Below are 15,506 nucleotides of genomic sequence, written 5' to 3'. Positions count from 1 at the left end.
ATAACAACCTTTTTCTCGTAAGATTAATAGGGCTAGATCTTTCCTTTTCCCTGTAGTACTTCGGGGTCAGGGCTTGAATTTTGAAGTGCAACTATGAGACTAATAAAAACTTCAGATTCAAAATTCAAGGCCTGCCCCCATTTGTTTTGGGGAATAATCCCATAATCCGCTTCGCTCCTTACGGGCTTGCCAAGTTATTTCATCGCATAAGTATTATTATGCGATGAATGTTGAACTCATTTCGATTTGTAAATGATGCTTTGATTTAAGACTTATAGTTTTAATTAAATTCCATGAGAGGTGTCTTGTTGGTATTTTAAATCATAACCATTCTCAACCGCGTAATTAATAATTTCATTTTTCAATGTTGGTAAGTGATATACAAAATCTGCATCGCTATTAACATAACTACCAAAAAACACAACTGTTTTGAATAATGCTTTAACAGCCATAGATTCATTTTCCATACCTGGATTAAATTTATCGATAATTGGAAGCATATCAGAAAACGTATGAGCTTCTTTTATTGACTTAATAAACTCTTGTTTACGTTGAGAATCTCCTGAAAATGAATCTTTCTGCATCGTTTTAAAAGTTTCTGAATTATTGCAAAATACTCTAATTGCATTTAATTCAGAAAGCACAGTGACTCCTTCCACAACAGCCGCAAAGAAACCAACATCTTTCTTATCTTGCATTCCTAACTCCTTCAATTATCATATAAAAATCTTAAGTGACTTTATAGCAAGCATAGAAGCATTACAATATCCATTCTGGATTTTTAATAAACTTCTTAAACCAGCGTAGCCTCGAACAAGGTTTCCATTTTGTGAAAACACAAATTTTGCTTACCAAAATAAAAAGAGAAACGATTATTTTTATTGAAGAGAAATATATATTTAGCATTTGAAAAACCCTTGTTTGCGCATGCTCGATCAAGTAAATTACTTCGGTATTTAATATAATGCTTACTGTTCTGCATTATTTATTCAAGGATTGATTTTTAATGACTACATCAAAAAAAATACGTGCTACTCTGGCAAAAAAATGGTTTTTCAATAATCAATATAACCAAAATAATATTATAAAAGAAGCCTACCTAGATCATGGAGCACGCATTGTCACCAAATGTCAGAAATTACATACTCTGATGCAAGATGAAGAAGCGCAAAAGACACTGTATGCTATCATCGCTCAAACTGAGAATCTGTTACGTCTAACTGCCGCCATGAAAAAAAATCCTGGCGAAGACACGTTGAACTCTTTGTTAAAAGACTGTCAACACTTACAACGGGAAGCACTAAAATTACCAAGTAATTTACCTAATGAAAAAAATCAAGCATTAGTCAATTATAAGATTGCAATGGCTTGCTTTTATTTACTTGCTATCAGTATTTGTCTAGCTATAGGTGCTGCATTTGGTGCATGGTATTTCGGTTTTCTTACTGGCATGTATTTTACTGATACTTTAGCAGGATTTCTCTCTGCTTTTGGCATTCCGGCAACTTGTTTAGGACTTTTATCTTTTGGCCTTTACAAAACACAAGATACATTACAGGAAGACTGTACTACTCTTGCAGATGATGTGGGTGATTTTTGCGACACTATTATTGTAGACTACCACCTTGCTCCTCCTGAAATAACTGCGCACATATAGGGTCCGGCCTTGAGTCTTGCAATGCAGACTATAAACCAATAAAAACCATTAAATTCAAGGCCTGGCCCCATTGGTTATGAACCAGCTTTCTCCTGAAGAAGTCAAATATAGTAAAGATGATTATCGATTTTATCAGCATATTGCAGGGAAAATATTAATCGCTATGGCGTTTTTGATTTGTCCAGGTCACAACAGATAATACCATTACAGTTTGGTATTAATAGGGGTTAAAAATTGAACAGGACCCTTTTTTAACCAAGATCCCGGTCGGGGGTCAATAAAAATAGTTAAACCAAAGCGTACAAAAAAATAGTCGATGTCTTATCACTAATATTTTGTATTACCCAAAATTTCCAAATTTGAAAAAATTAATTTCAAAAATAGTGAATTCTCAAACCCACTTATCTTTGCAAAGATTCCCCAACTCTTACATTTTTCTGGAAGAAACCTAAACCACCTAATGTGTTTATATTCTAAGTGAAAAACCTCAAGAGTCTTCCTTGTAACCGGTCCTAAAACTATAAAATGGCCGGTTCATTCCGGCCCAACTCTTCTCAAACAGAAGTTGCGAACTACCACTTCTTATATCCGAAGTGGTTTATCCTCATCACCTTTTCAGCAAATAGGGCCATCAATAAAGAGTTTCTTCCCTTGGAAAAACAAATGTTTTGACCACTCCCAAGTCCAAATTAACTTTTTTACAAAGAAGCCAACTGAAAATCTACTTCGGGGTCAGGGCTTGAATTTTGAATCGCAATTTGAGACTTATAAGGAATCTTTATCTTAAAAATTCAAGACCTGACCCCATTTGTAGCGTGGAAAGCCTGGTGTGTTAAAATGACCCAACCTTTGCTTATCCCTACACGTGCGAAACCTTTTGAAAAACCGCATGCGCTTTCATAGATCATGCATTAAGAATATAAAAATATTATATACCTATATACAAATGTTCTATTTTAATTCTATCTGATTGTAAATTACTATTGGCAAATAAGTATTTATGCTAATGCACACAAACTTTTTAAAAGGAAAACATATGCCTTTTTACTATAAAAAAAATGCCCAGATCCATGTGACAAATTCCATTGATGAATTGACATCTCATTCATTTCCTCTAGATATAAAATCAGCGGAAAAAAGTGCTCATTATCAGGCTGTTGCCCCTATTATTTTTTCTTCGCAATACACGTTTTCTCCGACAAGACAAGACATAATCTTAGGGCAAGATTTTATAGATTTCATAGCGCACCATAAGTTAACTTCGTTAAACAAGTATAATGGAGTTGATCTCTTGTATCTTTTAGCCTTAAGCCATGATTCAGCTTTGCGCGCGGGAATTTGGAAGTTAGGCTCTCGGTCACATCTAGCTGCCACTGAAATTATCAGTAGTCTATCAAAATTAGACGCTATCGATCGCATCCCTCTTATGAAAGAAGCCCTGGTAGCATGGAAGGAATTGTTTCTAGAAGCTAAATTTGAATTGCAACAAGAAGCAGAGGCTTGCCCAGATAGCACTCAAACTATGTTGGGTCAGATGAATTTATATGCTTCTACAAAAAACAAAAAAAATAATGAACGCCATAGAGAGTCTCAGAGCGATCAAACAAGATTAGAAGTTGAACGTGAGCAATTTCGTTTGCTGGAAAGAGCTTATTACAAAGAAAAGGATAGACATAACCAGCCTACAGAAATCCAATCGTATTACAGCGATGAAGAAGAGGAATATACGATTACACAACAGCAGCAGTATAACTACATTTAATCATTGTAATGAGGAAGGATTTAAAATTTCCTCTAATGATTGCTTCACATGAGCTCTATAGAGATAGAGAGACTTCGAGTAAAGAAATTAACTAAGAATTCTGAAAATTTTAATAAGAAGAAATTATCTATGCCATACACTAATAAATGCCCAATATCTTTCGAACCACTAACCAAAGAAAATGCTCTTTTAATAAAAGTTCCTAAGCAGAATAAGAAGGAAAAAGACATTTACTTCTATATTAGTGATGAGGAAACGCTGAGAAAGCTTTCTTCTTGCCCTTTATCAAGGCGAAAAGGCCCGTATTATGCACTTAAATTATCAAGTAAAATCTCAGGCTCTCACGAAAATGTTACTAATGATGATTTAGTAAGCAAGTTGCTGACAAGCAATGATATTAATACTCTTATTGATGATAATGATGTTCTTGCTAAGATTGATACAGAAAACAAATTCAATTGGCAATTGAGAAGTTTCAGAGGGGAAATAACCAATAATCCACCAGAAACTCGTATCCAAGACCTATTTGCTTTGATTGATAATAGAAATAATGAAGATCAAACTGTTCCAGCTCTTAGAGTTTTGCCTAATCGTCAATTTATAAGTGAATATAAGGCAAATTTTTTGAGGCACCCCCCTCCACGACAAAGAATTTTGGATATCCTCTTTGGGCGTGATAATATGGCAACCTATAATCAAACACTAAATGAACTAATCAGTAACTCGTTAAAAGAAGAGCATGACTTATTATTTCTATTTAATACCTACAGACTTATATCTGAACTTGAGAGTAGCAGAATTAAAATTGCATTCCAAAATGCGGTATACGTGCAATTAACTCGATATATAGCCGGGCTCTTAGTAACTACTAATACCATGTCTCTTATTGTTAATTTACTAGATGAAAGTTTCTCATCTATTGGTTTAGGAGTATTTTATATTCTGTTTATCAATGCCGCTCAAAACAGTATGGAACGCTTATTAAGAGAAAATGAGAAGCCGGATGCGCAGTCGATTTTCCATGCGATTTTTATTGATAGTATGATACAACTCACTACCCCCTCGGGAATTTATGACCTCAGTAAAAAGGCAGTATCTAATGCTTATGAATTTGTAACATCAAATTTAAGTTTTTTCAGTAATAAATGGCTAAAATCAGAACCAGTACGATATGAATTACCGCCAGACTTGGAAAATGTTTATAGCCGATTGAATAGGTAAGATTTTATGGTGAAGCAAATTGCTAATGTACTGAGCGTAGGTAATCAGCTAACATTTGTACTCTCTCACGTGCGTCATAGTCAATAATAGTTATAAAAATTTATAGAATACAGTTAGGTCAGTTTTTATTAGTTGGTTTTGGTACCATTTTACGCTCGGTACCAAAACTGGCACCAAATACTTCTGACGGGGTTTGGAAATCGTATAAAACCCTTACTGGAATTGGTCGGGACGGAAGGATTTGAACCTTCGACCACTAGCACCCCATTCTTAAAAAATGCCTTTTCAAACAGTATCAATTGATATTAAAAGAATCATTAACTTATTGTATTTTATTAATTTTTATCTATATACTTCAAAAAATATCAAATGATTTCATGTGAGAACCTCACGAAAGTACACCTAATTTTTTAAGTGGTGCCATGATGGAAAGACAATTTACAGACGCCTATATTCGATCGCTAAAACCAAGATCTGCTCGTTATGAATAATTCAGAGATGGCAGTTTTGATATTCGAATCACACCCAAAGGGCTAAAAACATTTCTATACCGTTATAAAATCAACGGCCAAAGGCATTTCATCACCATAGGCCACTACCCTGCTATGAGTTTATCCGAAGCCAACAAACGTTTTATTGATTTAAGCGACATTCGCCATAGAGAAGTGAACCCCAAGGGGCATATTGAAGAGCAAAAACAGAAAGACCAAAGCACAGTAAAAAATCTGGTACTCCATTGGTATACCAACCACATTGAAAAACACCGCGCCCAACCTCTGGGCAACATATCAAAGTAGATATCATTCCCCTATTGGGCAATAAGAAACTGGAGCACTTAAAAACTCGTGAGATAACTCAAGCCTTGGATGAAATGCTCAGAGAATCTCTGTCTGAGCCGCATATTTGTCATCAATTCATTGATCTCATCACCTAATAAACTCTGGGGTACGTTGTAGCCCGTATTAGCGAAGCGTAATACGGGATCGAAATAGCAATCAAGACCATAGTGAACTTACAAAATCATCAACTCGGATTCCATTTGACGAATTTTTTGATAATCATTGAAAATAGCCTGGCGATCGCCAGCTAGTGCGACTATTCCCAAGTTTGTAAGGTAATCTATAGTTTGAGGCACAACATCGCCATTTTTAAACCAAATATATTTTTTAAAGAAGGTCGGTAAGGTGGCAAGGTCTGCAAAAGCTTCCATATTGGTTAAGGTTCCTGCTGCTGAGGACTTCAAAAAAACAGGTACAACCGTTTTTTTGAATACGTATTCTTTGGTAGCAACGTTACCATCAACATAAATCTCAACCAATTTGTCTGCCTGGCTACTGCCAGTGGCTTCACGGGCAAAGCCAACAACGGGGCCGCCACACATTCTGGCACCTGTTTCTATCAGGCGAGGGCCATGCTCTGTGAGGATAATTTCAGTATGAGCAGCTCCCCAGCGAATGCCCAAAGCATCAAGTGCATCTTTTGTGTAAGCGAATAAATCCCCATGTGCTTCTTCATCAAAGGCTATAAATTCGACGTGATCGTATACGGTTTTACGGCCATTAAAAGAAGTCTTATTGTATTTAATTAAATGGGTCAGATAGTGGGAACCATTTGCACTTACAGTACCCACGGCATATTCTGTACCTATGGCTTCTTCCTGGACGACTACTGTGTCATTCATTTTTCCGGTAAGTTTCGATGGTTCGGTCAATACCTGATGAAAGGCCTTTTGCCAATCTCCTTTGGTGGATATATGGAAGACCTTGTCACTGCCCGCTGAGATTGGCGGCTTGATGATAAACGATGAGTCAGTAAGGCTATTGGTTTTAAACCAGGCCTCCACTTCTTTCTCAGATGCAGTATTTAGTGTTTTCAAAGCCGGTATACCTGCATCATGTAATGATTTTTGCATCAGTGCTTTATGTAATCGGTTCATTGCTTTTGCGGGATCATTGGCAAATTGGGGTGTCAACGTCGCTGCCAAAGATTCTGCAAGGGGGACGCCTTCTTCATCGCCAGGAATAATAGCAAGAGGATCATAATCCTTAAGTCGTTCTGCAAGATTGGGTTGGATGGGAATAATTTCGTTAAAGTCCGCATGTTGAATGTTGGTACCAAAGCCTGCCCATTCCAGGGAGTGAAGTGTTATGGCTATTACTGGTATTCCGCGTGCTTTAAATGCAGGAGCTAATTCTATTCCTGAAGATATAGGGTTCACTATAATAACAGGTCTGTTCATTGGTTATACTCCTTGCTGTCCAGGGAAGTGATTGATTGAATGTATGAGTCAGGTCTGACTAATATGGCCTGATTTTTATAGTGAGTTGCATGTGTCCATAAATCATCCGTACAGGGTTCCAGATAAATCTGAATGACTTGAACCGTATCTTGAGCTGGGGGCATACATTCACAATGACCAAAGAGGAGCAGAGTATATTTCGTATAATCCAAAAGTGAATAAAGCCGGGTTTTCTTGTTGCCGTGAAACAGATCCATATCAAAGAGACGCGTACCCTCAAGTCCTTCATCCCCATAACGAATTCCCATTCCAGTAATATTCCCGGCACGCTTTTCAACAATCTTTACATAATCCTGGGCATGGGTTCCTGTAGGGGAATATTTGGTGGAGCGGACGAGCTCGCCTGAACTGGTGATAACACTTTGTGCCACAGGTCGGCGTTCTTTTGTATAGCTTTGTAGCAGTTCTTCCGGAGCGTTGCAACGCATGACTCTGTGCAGTTTCCACATCAGGTTAAAGGCATCACCAAGTCCGGTGTTAAGGCCTTGACCGCCATTTACCGAATGGATATGGCAGGCATCTCCTGCAAGAAAAACGCGATCGTGAATGAAGAATTCTTCCGCTACTGACTCCTTAACGGAAAATTGGGAAAACCAGGTAATCTGTTTAAAGCTTAAAGTATACGGTTGCAGTGCCCGATTAATTTTGCCCAGCGCGTCTTCGAGGGTAAATTCTTTGATGTCCATACGAACATAAAAGCGGTCAATGTCACCTTCTCTGGGAATCCAGGCTACATCGGAGGATTCCGCCTGAAAGACGATGATTTCAGGAACCTTTGCAAAGTCGGTATCGATAATCCCATCTATAACTGCCCATACAATTTGTGGCCGGATGATTTCAAAAGGGATGTGAAAGTGATCGCGGACAAACGATCGGGAACCATCAGCACCAATTAAATAACGTGATTGAATTTGCGTGCCATCGTCCAAAGTGGTGAGACAACCTTCTTCATTAAGTTCTATATGCGCCACAGCAGTACAGCGTTTCACTGCAGCTCCCATCGTTTTTAGTTGCTCATCCAACAGCTTTTCAATATACGATTGACCAAGCATGAGAAAATGGGGATGCAGACAGCCTTCCAGTGCCTCCCACCATGAAGACTGACGGGAAACAAATTGCCCATCAGCCCAGACCGAACTGGTGTTGCAGGTTTTTCCTAAAGGATAGAGATCGACAAATAAATCAGCCACTTCAAGTAGTTGTAAACTGCGTGCGTTGAATGCATCTGCTCTGCCTGTTTCCAATGGGGCTTCGGTCTTGTCTACAATAAGAGTTCGTAAACCGCAAAGCTGCCCCAGATAAGCACACATGAGGCCAACAGGGCCCGCGCCCACAATAACTATGTCTGTAACATTTACGTTCATTGGTAGGATTCCAGTCCGGGATTATCAAAAGGAGGGTTACTTAAAACATGCACCCGTTGAATATGGCGAGGGGATTTGGAGGTGAATCCTTCTCTGCCGTGCAAGAGTGAAAAATTATCGGCAATGACAACATCACTCGTTTGCCATTTGTGAGCGTAGAAGGTATCAGGAGCATAGAGCGCTTTTTGTAAACTGGCATGAAAATGCACTGACTCTTCATCACTGATGCCGGAAAATTCAAGGTCGGGAGGATTAAGAAAATGACCTTTCTCTTGAGAGGGTGGTTCATTGTAACGAATGACCTGTATGTCTTTTCGCGGGTGCCTGGTGATAATAGGCGATACTGTTTTACTATTGTAAAATTCCATTTTTCTTTGATAGATGCCTGTTACTTTATTCCATAGATTTTTGGTCTCAGCAGCGGCTTGTTTTAAGGCCAGAACAGTGTTTGAAAACGTAGTTCTTCCTCCTTGCCCAGTAATAGGGGCTTTAACGCAATGGAATATTTGATATTCCGGAACCTGGGGGCGATACATACCGTCCCAATGCAGAGGAACATAGTTATTATCAAAAATATGGTCTTCGGGGTGTTCCTGTTCTATGAGTTCCAATACTTTCCCAAAAGGCCAAATACTGATTTCACCCCAGCGCTCACAATAATCGGCAAAGCCATCAGCGTTTTGAAAAGTTGCAAAGCCTCTTAATAACAAGAGTTGCTCTTGCCAAAATAACTGACGTAACTCCTCTATATCCAGATCATTGATATGAGTAGTATGGCTTACAGGTTCGATGAGCACACCAAATGGTTTCATGCGGTTTATTTTATAGATCATGTTACACCTCAGCTAATTGGGATTGAATTAATTTTGTGTTTGTAGCCTGTAAATATTATCCTAGTAAACTGTAATGGCTTTGCCGTCCGTCTTTGCTGTGAATCAAACGAGCCCCCAAAGCCTCTGCTTCAGAGCGTTTGAGAAGGATGTATCCCTTTTTGCTTTCAACAGCGACACCATGCCATGGCGTCCTCCAGCTTTCATTTCCTACCAGACGAATCCCCAGTTTTTTGGCACCGCAGATTTGTGGATGTATCGATAATCGCACCGCGTCAGGGACATGCTTTTCAATTAAATGGCTCCAGGCATTACTTCTTCTAATCACTTCACAAGCCTTATGACGAGACTCTTTTTGAATAGCAGTGCGGCTTTTGGTTTGGTTCTGGTGCATAGCATCCTCAAACAAAAAACGGGTGATGCCGCGATACATGCGAATGGCTTCCTGTTCATCAGCACTTGCCAAAAGTTTTGTGCCGTTGCGAATTTTCTGCTTTAGATTCTGCAGAATTTCCATAATGCTTCATGAGCTCTTCGCGCATTTGGACAAAATTCAACCCTTGGTAAAAATCGTCAAGATTAAAGATGCTCACGTCTGTCAGGGCCAGTTCTGCTATCAGTTTATCCAACTCATGTTGGTAGGCACTCACGTGTTCTTCTACCATGCCCACCACATCACTGAATACTCGTCCATCGGAGCAAAGAATGATTTTAATGCCAGGAATGTATATTTTTTTGATACGCTGACACAGGTTGCCGAGAAAACGCAGGGAAAGGCGTTCAGCCAGATCGGGTAGGTGCCCCAGTACCTTTTCAGGGTTAGGCGACTTGCCAGGAAAAGCCGGTAATACAAAAGTAACCGGTTTATTCTGAGTCACGGCAGAAATTATTTTGGGTAAGTGGTGAGCGCTGCAATCAGAGCATCTCAAATCGCGGCATGAAGTTATAGCTTCAGGAACACGGCGGAAAATCATGACTTCAGCCAATATCCTTTTTGCCATTTCAATCACAAAATCACTGCTTATATCATTATCTGGGGACATCAAATTGTATGTTGGATTGTTCACTTTTTTGCACCTTTATCTTGGACTAATTGCATCACTTGATAAAATATTACCCAGTCCAAAGAAATAAATAAAATGACTTATTTTTATTGATGTGATAAGTTTTATTTATGTCTTATGTTATTGAAAGCTCTAATGTCTTTATTATTGACTGATATCAAATACTTCATTACGGTGAGTGAAACCCTGAACATGACCCGGGCTTCTGAAATTGTGGGTATCTCACAACCTGCCTTTAGTTATGCGGTCAAGCGTTTGGAAGACAGGTTAGGTGGGCAACTGCTTATCCGCCTTAAAAATGGCATTCAACTAACTAAATTAGGTGAAGAGTTTAAAAAGCGTGCTCATAGACTGATGTATGAATGGGAGCATGCGCAGAACCTGGCTCATCCTGAATCAGGCATGGTGCAGGGTAGCTATACCATTGCCGTCCACCCCTCTGTTGCCTTGTACACACTTGAGTATTTTTTACCAAAGTTACAGCATGATTTTCCCAAACTTGATTTTAATTTCATTCATGGTCTTTCAAGAGAGATGATGGAAAAAGTGATCAGTTGGGAGGCTGATTTTGGCATTATTGTGAATCCCATAGAGTATCCTGATCTGGTGATTACCAAGCTATGTACCGATGAAGTTACTGTTTTTTATACTGATACAGCACAAGATAAACTGATTTATGATAAAAACCTTGCTCAGTCGCAGTACATACTGAAAAACATGAACAGCACAATCCATTTTAGCGGAGTGCTCAGTTCCTCCAATCTGGAAGTTGCAGCCAAATTAACGGCGATAGGCCTGGGGTATGGCATTTTACCTTCCAGGGTTGCCTTGCAATACCCGAATCTTAAAAAACTGGAAGGCGCACCTGTATTCAGAGATGATATTTGCCTGGTGTATCGACCTGAAAAACACAGTAACCCCGTCAGTAAAAGTATTATTCAGGCGATTAAGATAATTAGCCCGTATTAGGCGTTAGCCGGGTATAGGTATTTCAAACCACCTATTCCCGTTTTTCAAAAGTATCATGCTTAAAATCTTAGAAGAAACTACTCTTTATTATTAACAAAGAGGCTGTTTTGATGAACAAACTCCCACTCCGCACCGAGAAGACTCAACTTACTGATTTAAAAGGAGAATTGATGGTCGGGACGGAAGGATTTGAACCTTCGACCACTAGCACCCCATTCTTAAAAAGACCGTTTTCAAACGGTATCATTTGATATCAAAAAGTATCATTAACTCATTGTATTTTATTAATTTTTATCATCTGATATACTTCAAAAAATATCAAATGATTTCATGTGAGAACTCACGAAAGTACACCTAGAAGTACACCTAATTTTTAAGTGGTGCAATGATGGAAAGAAACTTTACAGACGCATATATTCGATCCCTAAAACCAAGATCTGCTCGTTATGAAGAATTCAGAGACGGAGGCTTTGGCATCCGTGTCACCCCCAAAGGGTTAAAAACTTGGTTATACCGTTATAAAATTAACGGCCAAAGACATTTCCTTACTATAGGCCACTACCCAGCTATGAGCTTATCGGAAGCCAAGAAACGTTTTATCGATTTAAGCGATATGCGTCATGGCGAAGTTAATCCCAAAGAGCACATTGAAGAACAAAAACAGAAAGACCAAAGCACAGTAAAAAAACTGATACTCAACTGGTACACCAACTACATCGAAAAACACCGCGCCCAGCCTCTGCAAGTCTGGCAGCACATCAAGGGAGATATTATTCCCTTATTAGGTAATAAAAAACTCGAACACTTAAAAACGAGGGAAATAACTCAAGCTCTCGATAAAATCGTTGGTCGCGGTTCACCCGTACATGCCAATAAAGTACTGAGCACACTAAAGCAAGCCTTCAACTATGCTGTAAGCCGAGGAGAAATGCTGCTAAACCCTGCAATGACCATACGAGCCAGAGACATAGGCGGTATAGAAAAACCCAGAGAACGCTATTTAACCCTCGATGAAGTAAAAACCCTATGGCAATTCCTAGACAGTGAAGAACATGGCACTTCTTTCCAGATCAGAGCAGCCCTGAAAATCATCCTGCTAACAGGAGTTAAAACAGGAGAAATCCGAGTAGCCAAATGGTCAGAATTCGACTTTGAAAACTCCTTATGGACTATCCCTGCCGAAAATACCAAAACTAACATAGTCATGAGAATCCACCTCACAGAAATGACTAAAAAGGTATTGAGAGAACTCAAAGCCCACAGCAATTCAGAATACGTCATTACAGGCGCAGACGACCAAAGTATATTATCTGACCGAGCTATGCCAAGAGCGGTAATCAGAATACAATCACGTGTAGGCATCCCTCACTGGACAGCACATGATTTAAGACGAACCTTTGCAACTCAGCTTGGTGAAGCGTTACATGTTGATCCAGTGGTGATTGAAAAATGTTTAGGGCATAAGATGCCAAAGATCATGGCTACTTATAATAAGAATGAAATGCTGCCTCAAAGAAAGGAAGCCCTTATTCGGTGGGAAGAACGTATTAAGCAACTTATAGAATCAGACTCCCCCAAATTAGCTGTATATTGCAAAGATGCATTAAACAAAGCAGAAATTACGATTGGATAAAAATTTATGATAAAAAATCTAATTACACAACAAGCAGGAAAAACACTCGAGTTTAAAAGAGATTTATCATCACCAAAATCACTACTTAAATCTATCGTTGCTTTTGCAAATACAGCTGGCGGTCACCTGATTATTGGGGGCAATGATGATAGACAAATAACAGGTGTTGAGCATCCATTAGACGAAGAGGAACGTCTATGTAATCTGATTGCTGATTCTATCTCACCACGCCTTATACCTAGTATTGAATTGGTAACACTAAATAATAAAACACTGCTGGTAATTGAAGTATTTGTCAGCAATACAGGACCTCATTGGATCAATTCAGAGGGATCAACACAAGGTATTTATGTCCGACTAGGTTCCACAAATCGTCAAGCAGATCAAGAGCTTATCACAGAATTACACCGTCGCTCAGAAGGAGTAAATTTTGATGAAATGCCCATGCCTGAGCTTTCTGTCGATGATGTTGATATAACGAAAGCTCAAGAACTATTTTCAGATATTAAATCGCTGAATGAAAAAAACCTCCTGACTTTAAAGCTCATCACTTCTCATCAAGGAAAATTAGTTCCAACAAAAGGCGCGATATTGTTATTTGGAAAAGAACGCAATACATATTTTCCTGATGCCTGGGTACAATGTGGCCGTTTCATTGGTAAAGACAAATCCCGTATTTTCGATCATGTTGATATCTATGACTATCTTCCCAATGCAGTTGAGAGCATCATGATGTTTTTGAAAAAGCACGCTTTACGTGGCGCTGATTTTTCAGCAGTACAAAGAAAAGATATTTGGAGTATCCCTCTTCTTATGTTGCGCGAAGCTGTTATCAATGCACTTGTTCATACTGACTACTCTCAACGTGGTGCGCCAATTCGAATTTCCTTTTTTGACGACCGTATAGAAATAGAACACCCTGGAATTCTTTTGCCAGGACTAACAATTGAAGATATGCGACAGGGTATATCAAAAATTAGAAATCATGTCATTGCCAGAGTTTTTCGTGAACTTAATTTAATTGAACAATGGGGAAGTGGCGTAAGTCGTATCTACTCCGAAGCTATAGAACAAAAATTACAAGAACCCGAAATTATAGAAATTGGGATGCGAATACGCTTTATAATATACCTTGCACAAGCTATACCAATTGACACTATTTTCGATAAAAGGGATGAACAATTAGAGTCACGGCTAGAGTCACGGCTAGAGTCAAAACTTGCGGCTAGAGTCATTTTGATATTACAAAATGAAGAAATTGGCAAATTACAAATTGCTCGTGCCTTAGGTCATGAAACCGTTTCTGGTGAACTAAATAAGCAAATTAAACAACTTATAACACTTGGAATGATAGAAATGACTATTCCAGACATACCCAACAGCCGATTGCAAAAATATCGCTTAACTACAAAAGGATTAGATTTAATAAATGAATCCCAACATTAAATATTTATTCAGTTGGTGACATTTTGTCACCAACTGAATTTAACAGTTATGATCAATGTTAGATTAAGGGTAGAGGTATATTGCCACCTCCATTTTAATAAGGTAATTAGAAAAAGGGATGGCAAATATTGCTTATAACATCCTGAGCAGATGTTTCCAAAATGGAAATAACTGAAAAATGAGCAACTGTTTCCATTTTGTAAATGGTTCAAAATCAAACATACTAATAACTTTTCATACACAGCAATCAAAAAATACATAGGTTCCAAAATGGAACATATGCTCTTTTATATACAAGTTTTAATTATTTTAAATGAATGTAAACTAAGTTTACAGAAACCATTGTGACGCCTATTATTACTATGTGCAATGTAATCAAGGAAAAAACCATGGAAACTAAAATAGAACCTAACGTCCTATATGAGGGACTTGGTTTTCCTATCGAATTAGGGAACGTAGAAATGGTTCGGTTCAATGATGAATGGCTTCCAAAAATTGATGTCCAATACATTGCCAATGAAATTATTAAAAAATTGGCCATTCAAGAAGAGAGATTAACTGGCAATCAAGTTAAATTCATTCGCTCCTATTTTTCCATGACCCTTCGAGAATTTGGCAAAACAGTGGTTCATGAATCGCACACCGCTGTCAGTAAATGGGAAAAATGCGGAGATGAGATAACTAACATGAATGAAAATACCGAACAAGTGTTACGGATTTACATTATAGAACAGACACAGACCAAGACCCAAGCTGAACAAAAGAATTTCTATTCAAATTTTAAAAGAAGCAGATTATTTGTGAATGCCAAACGCAAAAAGCCCAGGCCGATTCGATTAAATCTTTACGTATAACTTCTAATTTATTTACAATTTATCTTCCATCTCAAAATCAGACATAATCTTACCATTTATTTAAATTTGGTTAGACTTTGTCTGATTTTGATTAAATTGAACAGTGACAATTTGTCACAATTTGAAAATAACTTCATATATATTCAATCAATAACAGGTAGAAAAAACCTTTGACAAACACTCCGATTTAAATAAACATCATCAATAGATGACCATTAAACTAAACTTTCACCACAATTGTTTTTAACTCCCCAAATCAATGAGCCTAAATCCGCCCAAAACAAGGCCGACCTTAACCCGACACATCATCCCGGCACAAACCCGACATAGCAAGATACAGTACTGGCATGGTGAAAAAACCTGTCGAATCTAAAAACCCGACAAAGTGAAACTCTCCAGGCCGATCC

The 15,506-nt window shown here is 38.4% G+C and carries 14 protein-coding genes; 8 read left to right on the top strand and 6 right to left on the bottom strand.

Features of this window, described 5'->3' with window-relative positions; all coding sequences use genetic code 11:
- Nucleotides 1–284: 284 nt before the first annotated feature.
- Nucleotides 285–698: a hypothetical protein gene (locus ACWTEW_RS03265; RefSeq protein WP_454780327.1), complete on the bottom strand. Its 414-nt coding sequence runs from the start codon at nt 696–698 to the stop codon at nt 285–287.
- A 308-nt stretch (nt 699–1,006) separates the two neighbouring features.
- Here ACWTEW_RS03265 and ACWTEW_RS03260 point away from each other — a divergent pair, with 308 nt between their 5' ends.
- The 4 genes from ACWTEW_RS03260 to ACWTEW_RS03245 all read left to right on the top strand — a co-directional run bounded on the left by ACWTEW_RS03260 (nt 1,007) and on the right by ACWTEW_RS03245 (nt 5,437).
- Nucleotides 1,007–1,657, top strand: coding sequence for a hypothetical protein (locus ACWTEW_RS03260; protein WP_454780326.1), 651 nt, complete (start codon nt 1,007–1,009; stop codon nt 1,655–1,657).
- Nucleotides 1,658–2,693: 1,036 nt separating this feature from the next.
- Nucleotides 2,694–3,419, top strand: a complete 726-nt coding sequence (locus ACWTEW_RS03255) for a hypothetical protein (RefSeq protein WP_454780325.1) — start codon at nt 2,694–2,696, stop codon at nt 3,417–3,419.
- A gap of 48 nt (nt 3,420–3,467) precedes the next feature.
- Nucleotides 3,468–4,640 carry a hypothetical protein gene (locus tag ACWTEW_RS03250; RefSeq protein WP_454780324.1) on the top strand — a complete coding sequence of 391 codons (1,173 nt, stop codon included), beginning with the start codon at nt 3,468–3,470 and terminating at the stop codon, nt 4,638–4,640.
- A 512-nt stretch (nt 4,641–5,152) separates the two neighbouring features.
- Entirely contained in the window at nt 5,153–5,437 is a 285-nt protein-coding gene (locus ACWTEW_RS03245; protein ID WP_454780726.1) for an Arm DNA-binding domain-containing protein, read from the top strand.
- Between the two features lie 215 nt (nt 5,438–5,652).
- On the opposite strand, the gene ACWTEW_RS03240 is transcribed toward ACWTEW_RS03245, so the two are convergent.
- From ACWTEW_RS03240 to ACWTEW_RS03220, 5 genes are read right to left on the bottom strand one after another with little or no spacing between them, the layout of a single operon-like run.
- Entirely contained in the window at nt 5,653–6,879 is a 1,227-nt protein-coding gene (locus ACWTEW_RS03240; RefSeq protein WP_454780323.1) for an ATP-grasp domain-containing protein, read from the bottom strand.
- Complete coding sequence (locus ACWTEW_RS03235; protein WP_454780322.1) at nt 6,876–8,303, bottom strand: FAD-binding protein; 1,428 nt, start codon at nt 8,301–8,303, stop codon at nt 6,876–6,878. Before ACWTEW_RS03235 ends, ACWTEW_RS03240 begins: the two co-directional genes overlap by 4 nt.
- Nucleotides 8,300–9,136 carry a TauD/TfdA dioxygenase family protein gene (locus ACWTEW_RS03230; RefSeq protein ID WP_454780321.1) on the bottom strand — a complete coding sequence of 279 codons (837 nt, stop codon included), beginning with the start codon at nt 9,134–9,136 and terminating at the stop codon, nt 8,300–8,302. The genes ACWTEW_RS03235 and ACWTEW_RS03230 overlap by 4 nt, the downstream gene beginning before the upstream one ends.
- Before the next feature lie 55 nt (nt 9,137–9,191).
- Entirely contained in the window at nt 9,192–9,566 is a 375-nt protein-coding gene (locus ACWTEW_RS03225) for an L-tyrosine/L-tryptophan isonitrile synthase family protein (protein WP_454780725.1), read from the bottom strand.
- A 19-nt stretch (nt 9,567–9,585) separates the two neighbouring features.
- The gene (locus tag ACWTEW_RS03220; protein ID WP_454780320.1) at nt 9,586–10,200 is read right to left on the bottom strand and encodes an L-tyrosine/L-tryptophan isonitrile synthase family protein; all 615 of its coding nucleotides are present in this window, start codon (nt 10,198–10,200) and stop codon (nt 9,586–9,588) included.
- Nucleotides 10,201–10,332: 132 nt separating this feature from the next.
- On the opposite strand from ACWTEW_RS03220, the gene ACWTEW_RS03215 reads away from it, so the two are divergent.
- The 4 genes from ACWTEW_RS03215 (at nt 10,333) to ACWTEW_RS03200 (ending at nt 15,099) form a co-directional block, all read left to right on the top strand.
- Entirely contained in the window at nt 10,333–11,166 is an 834-nt protein-coding gene (locus ACWTEW_RS03215; protein ID WP_454780319.1) for a LysR family transcriptional regulator, read from the top strand.
- 385 nt (nt 11,167–11,551) lie between these two features.
- Complete coding sequence (locus ACWTEW_RS03210; protein WP_454780318.1) at nt 11,552–12,799, top strand: tyrosine-type recombinase/integrase; 1,248 nt, start codon at nt 11,552–11,554, stop codon at nt 12,797–12,799.
- A gap of 6 nt (nt 12,800–12,805) precedes the next feature.
- Nucleotides 12,806–14,245, top strand: coding sequence for an ATP-binding protein (locus tag ACWTEW_RS03205; RefSeq protein WP_454780317.1), 1,440 nt, complete (start codon nt 12,806–12,808; stop codon nt 14,243–14,245).
- A 389-nt stretch (nt 14,246–14,634) separates the two neighbouring features.
- Nucleotides 14,635–15,099 carry a hypothetical protein gene (locus ACWTEW_RS03200; protein WP_454780316.1) on the top strand — a complete coding sequence of 155 codons (465 nt, stop codon included), beginning with the start codon at nt 14,635–14,637 and terminating at the stop codon, nt 15,097–15,099.
- Nucleotides 15,100–15,506 lie beyond the last annotated feature (407 nt).

The sequence above is a fragment of the Legionella stuttgartensis genome, from assembly GCF_977063405.2.
The sequence above is the reverse complement of the archived record's forward strand: the minus strand, read 5'-3'. Positions and strand labels throughout refer to the sequence as shown.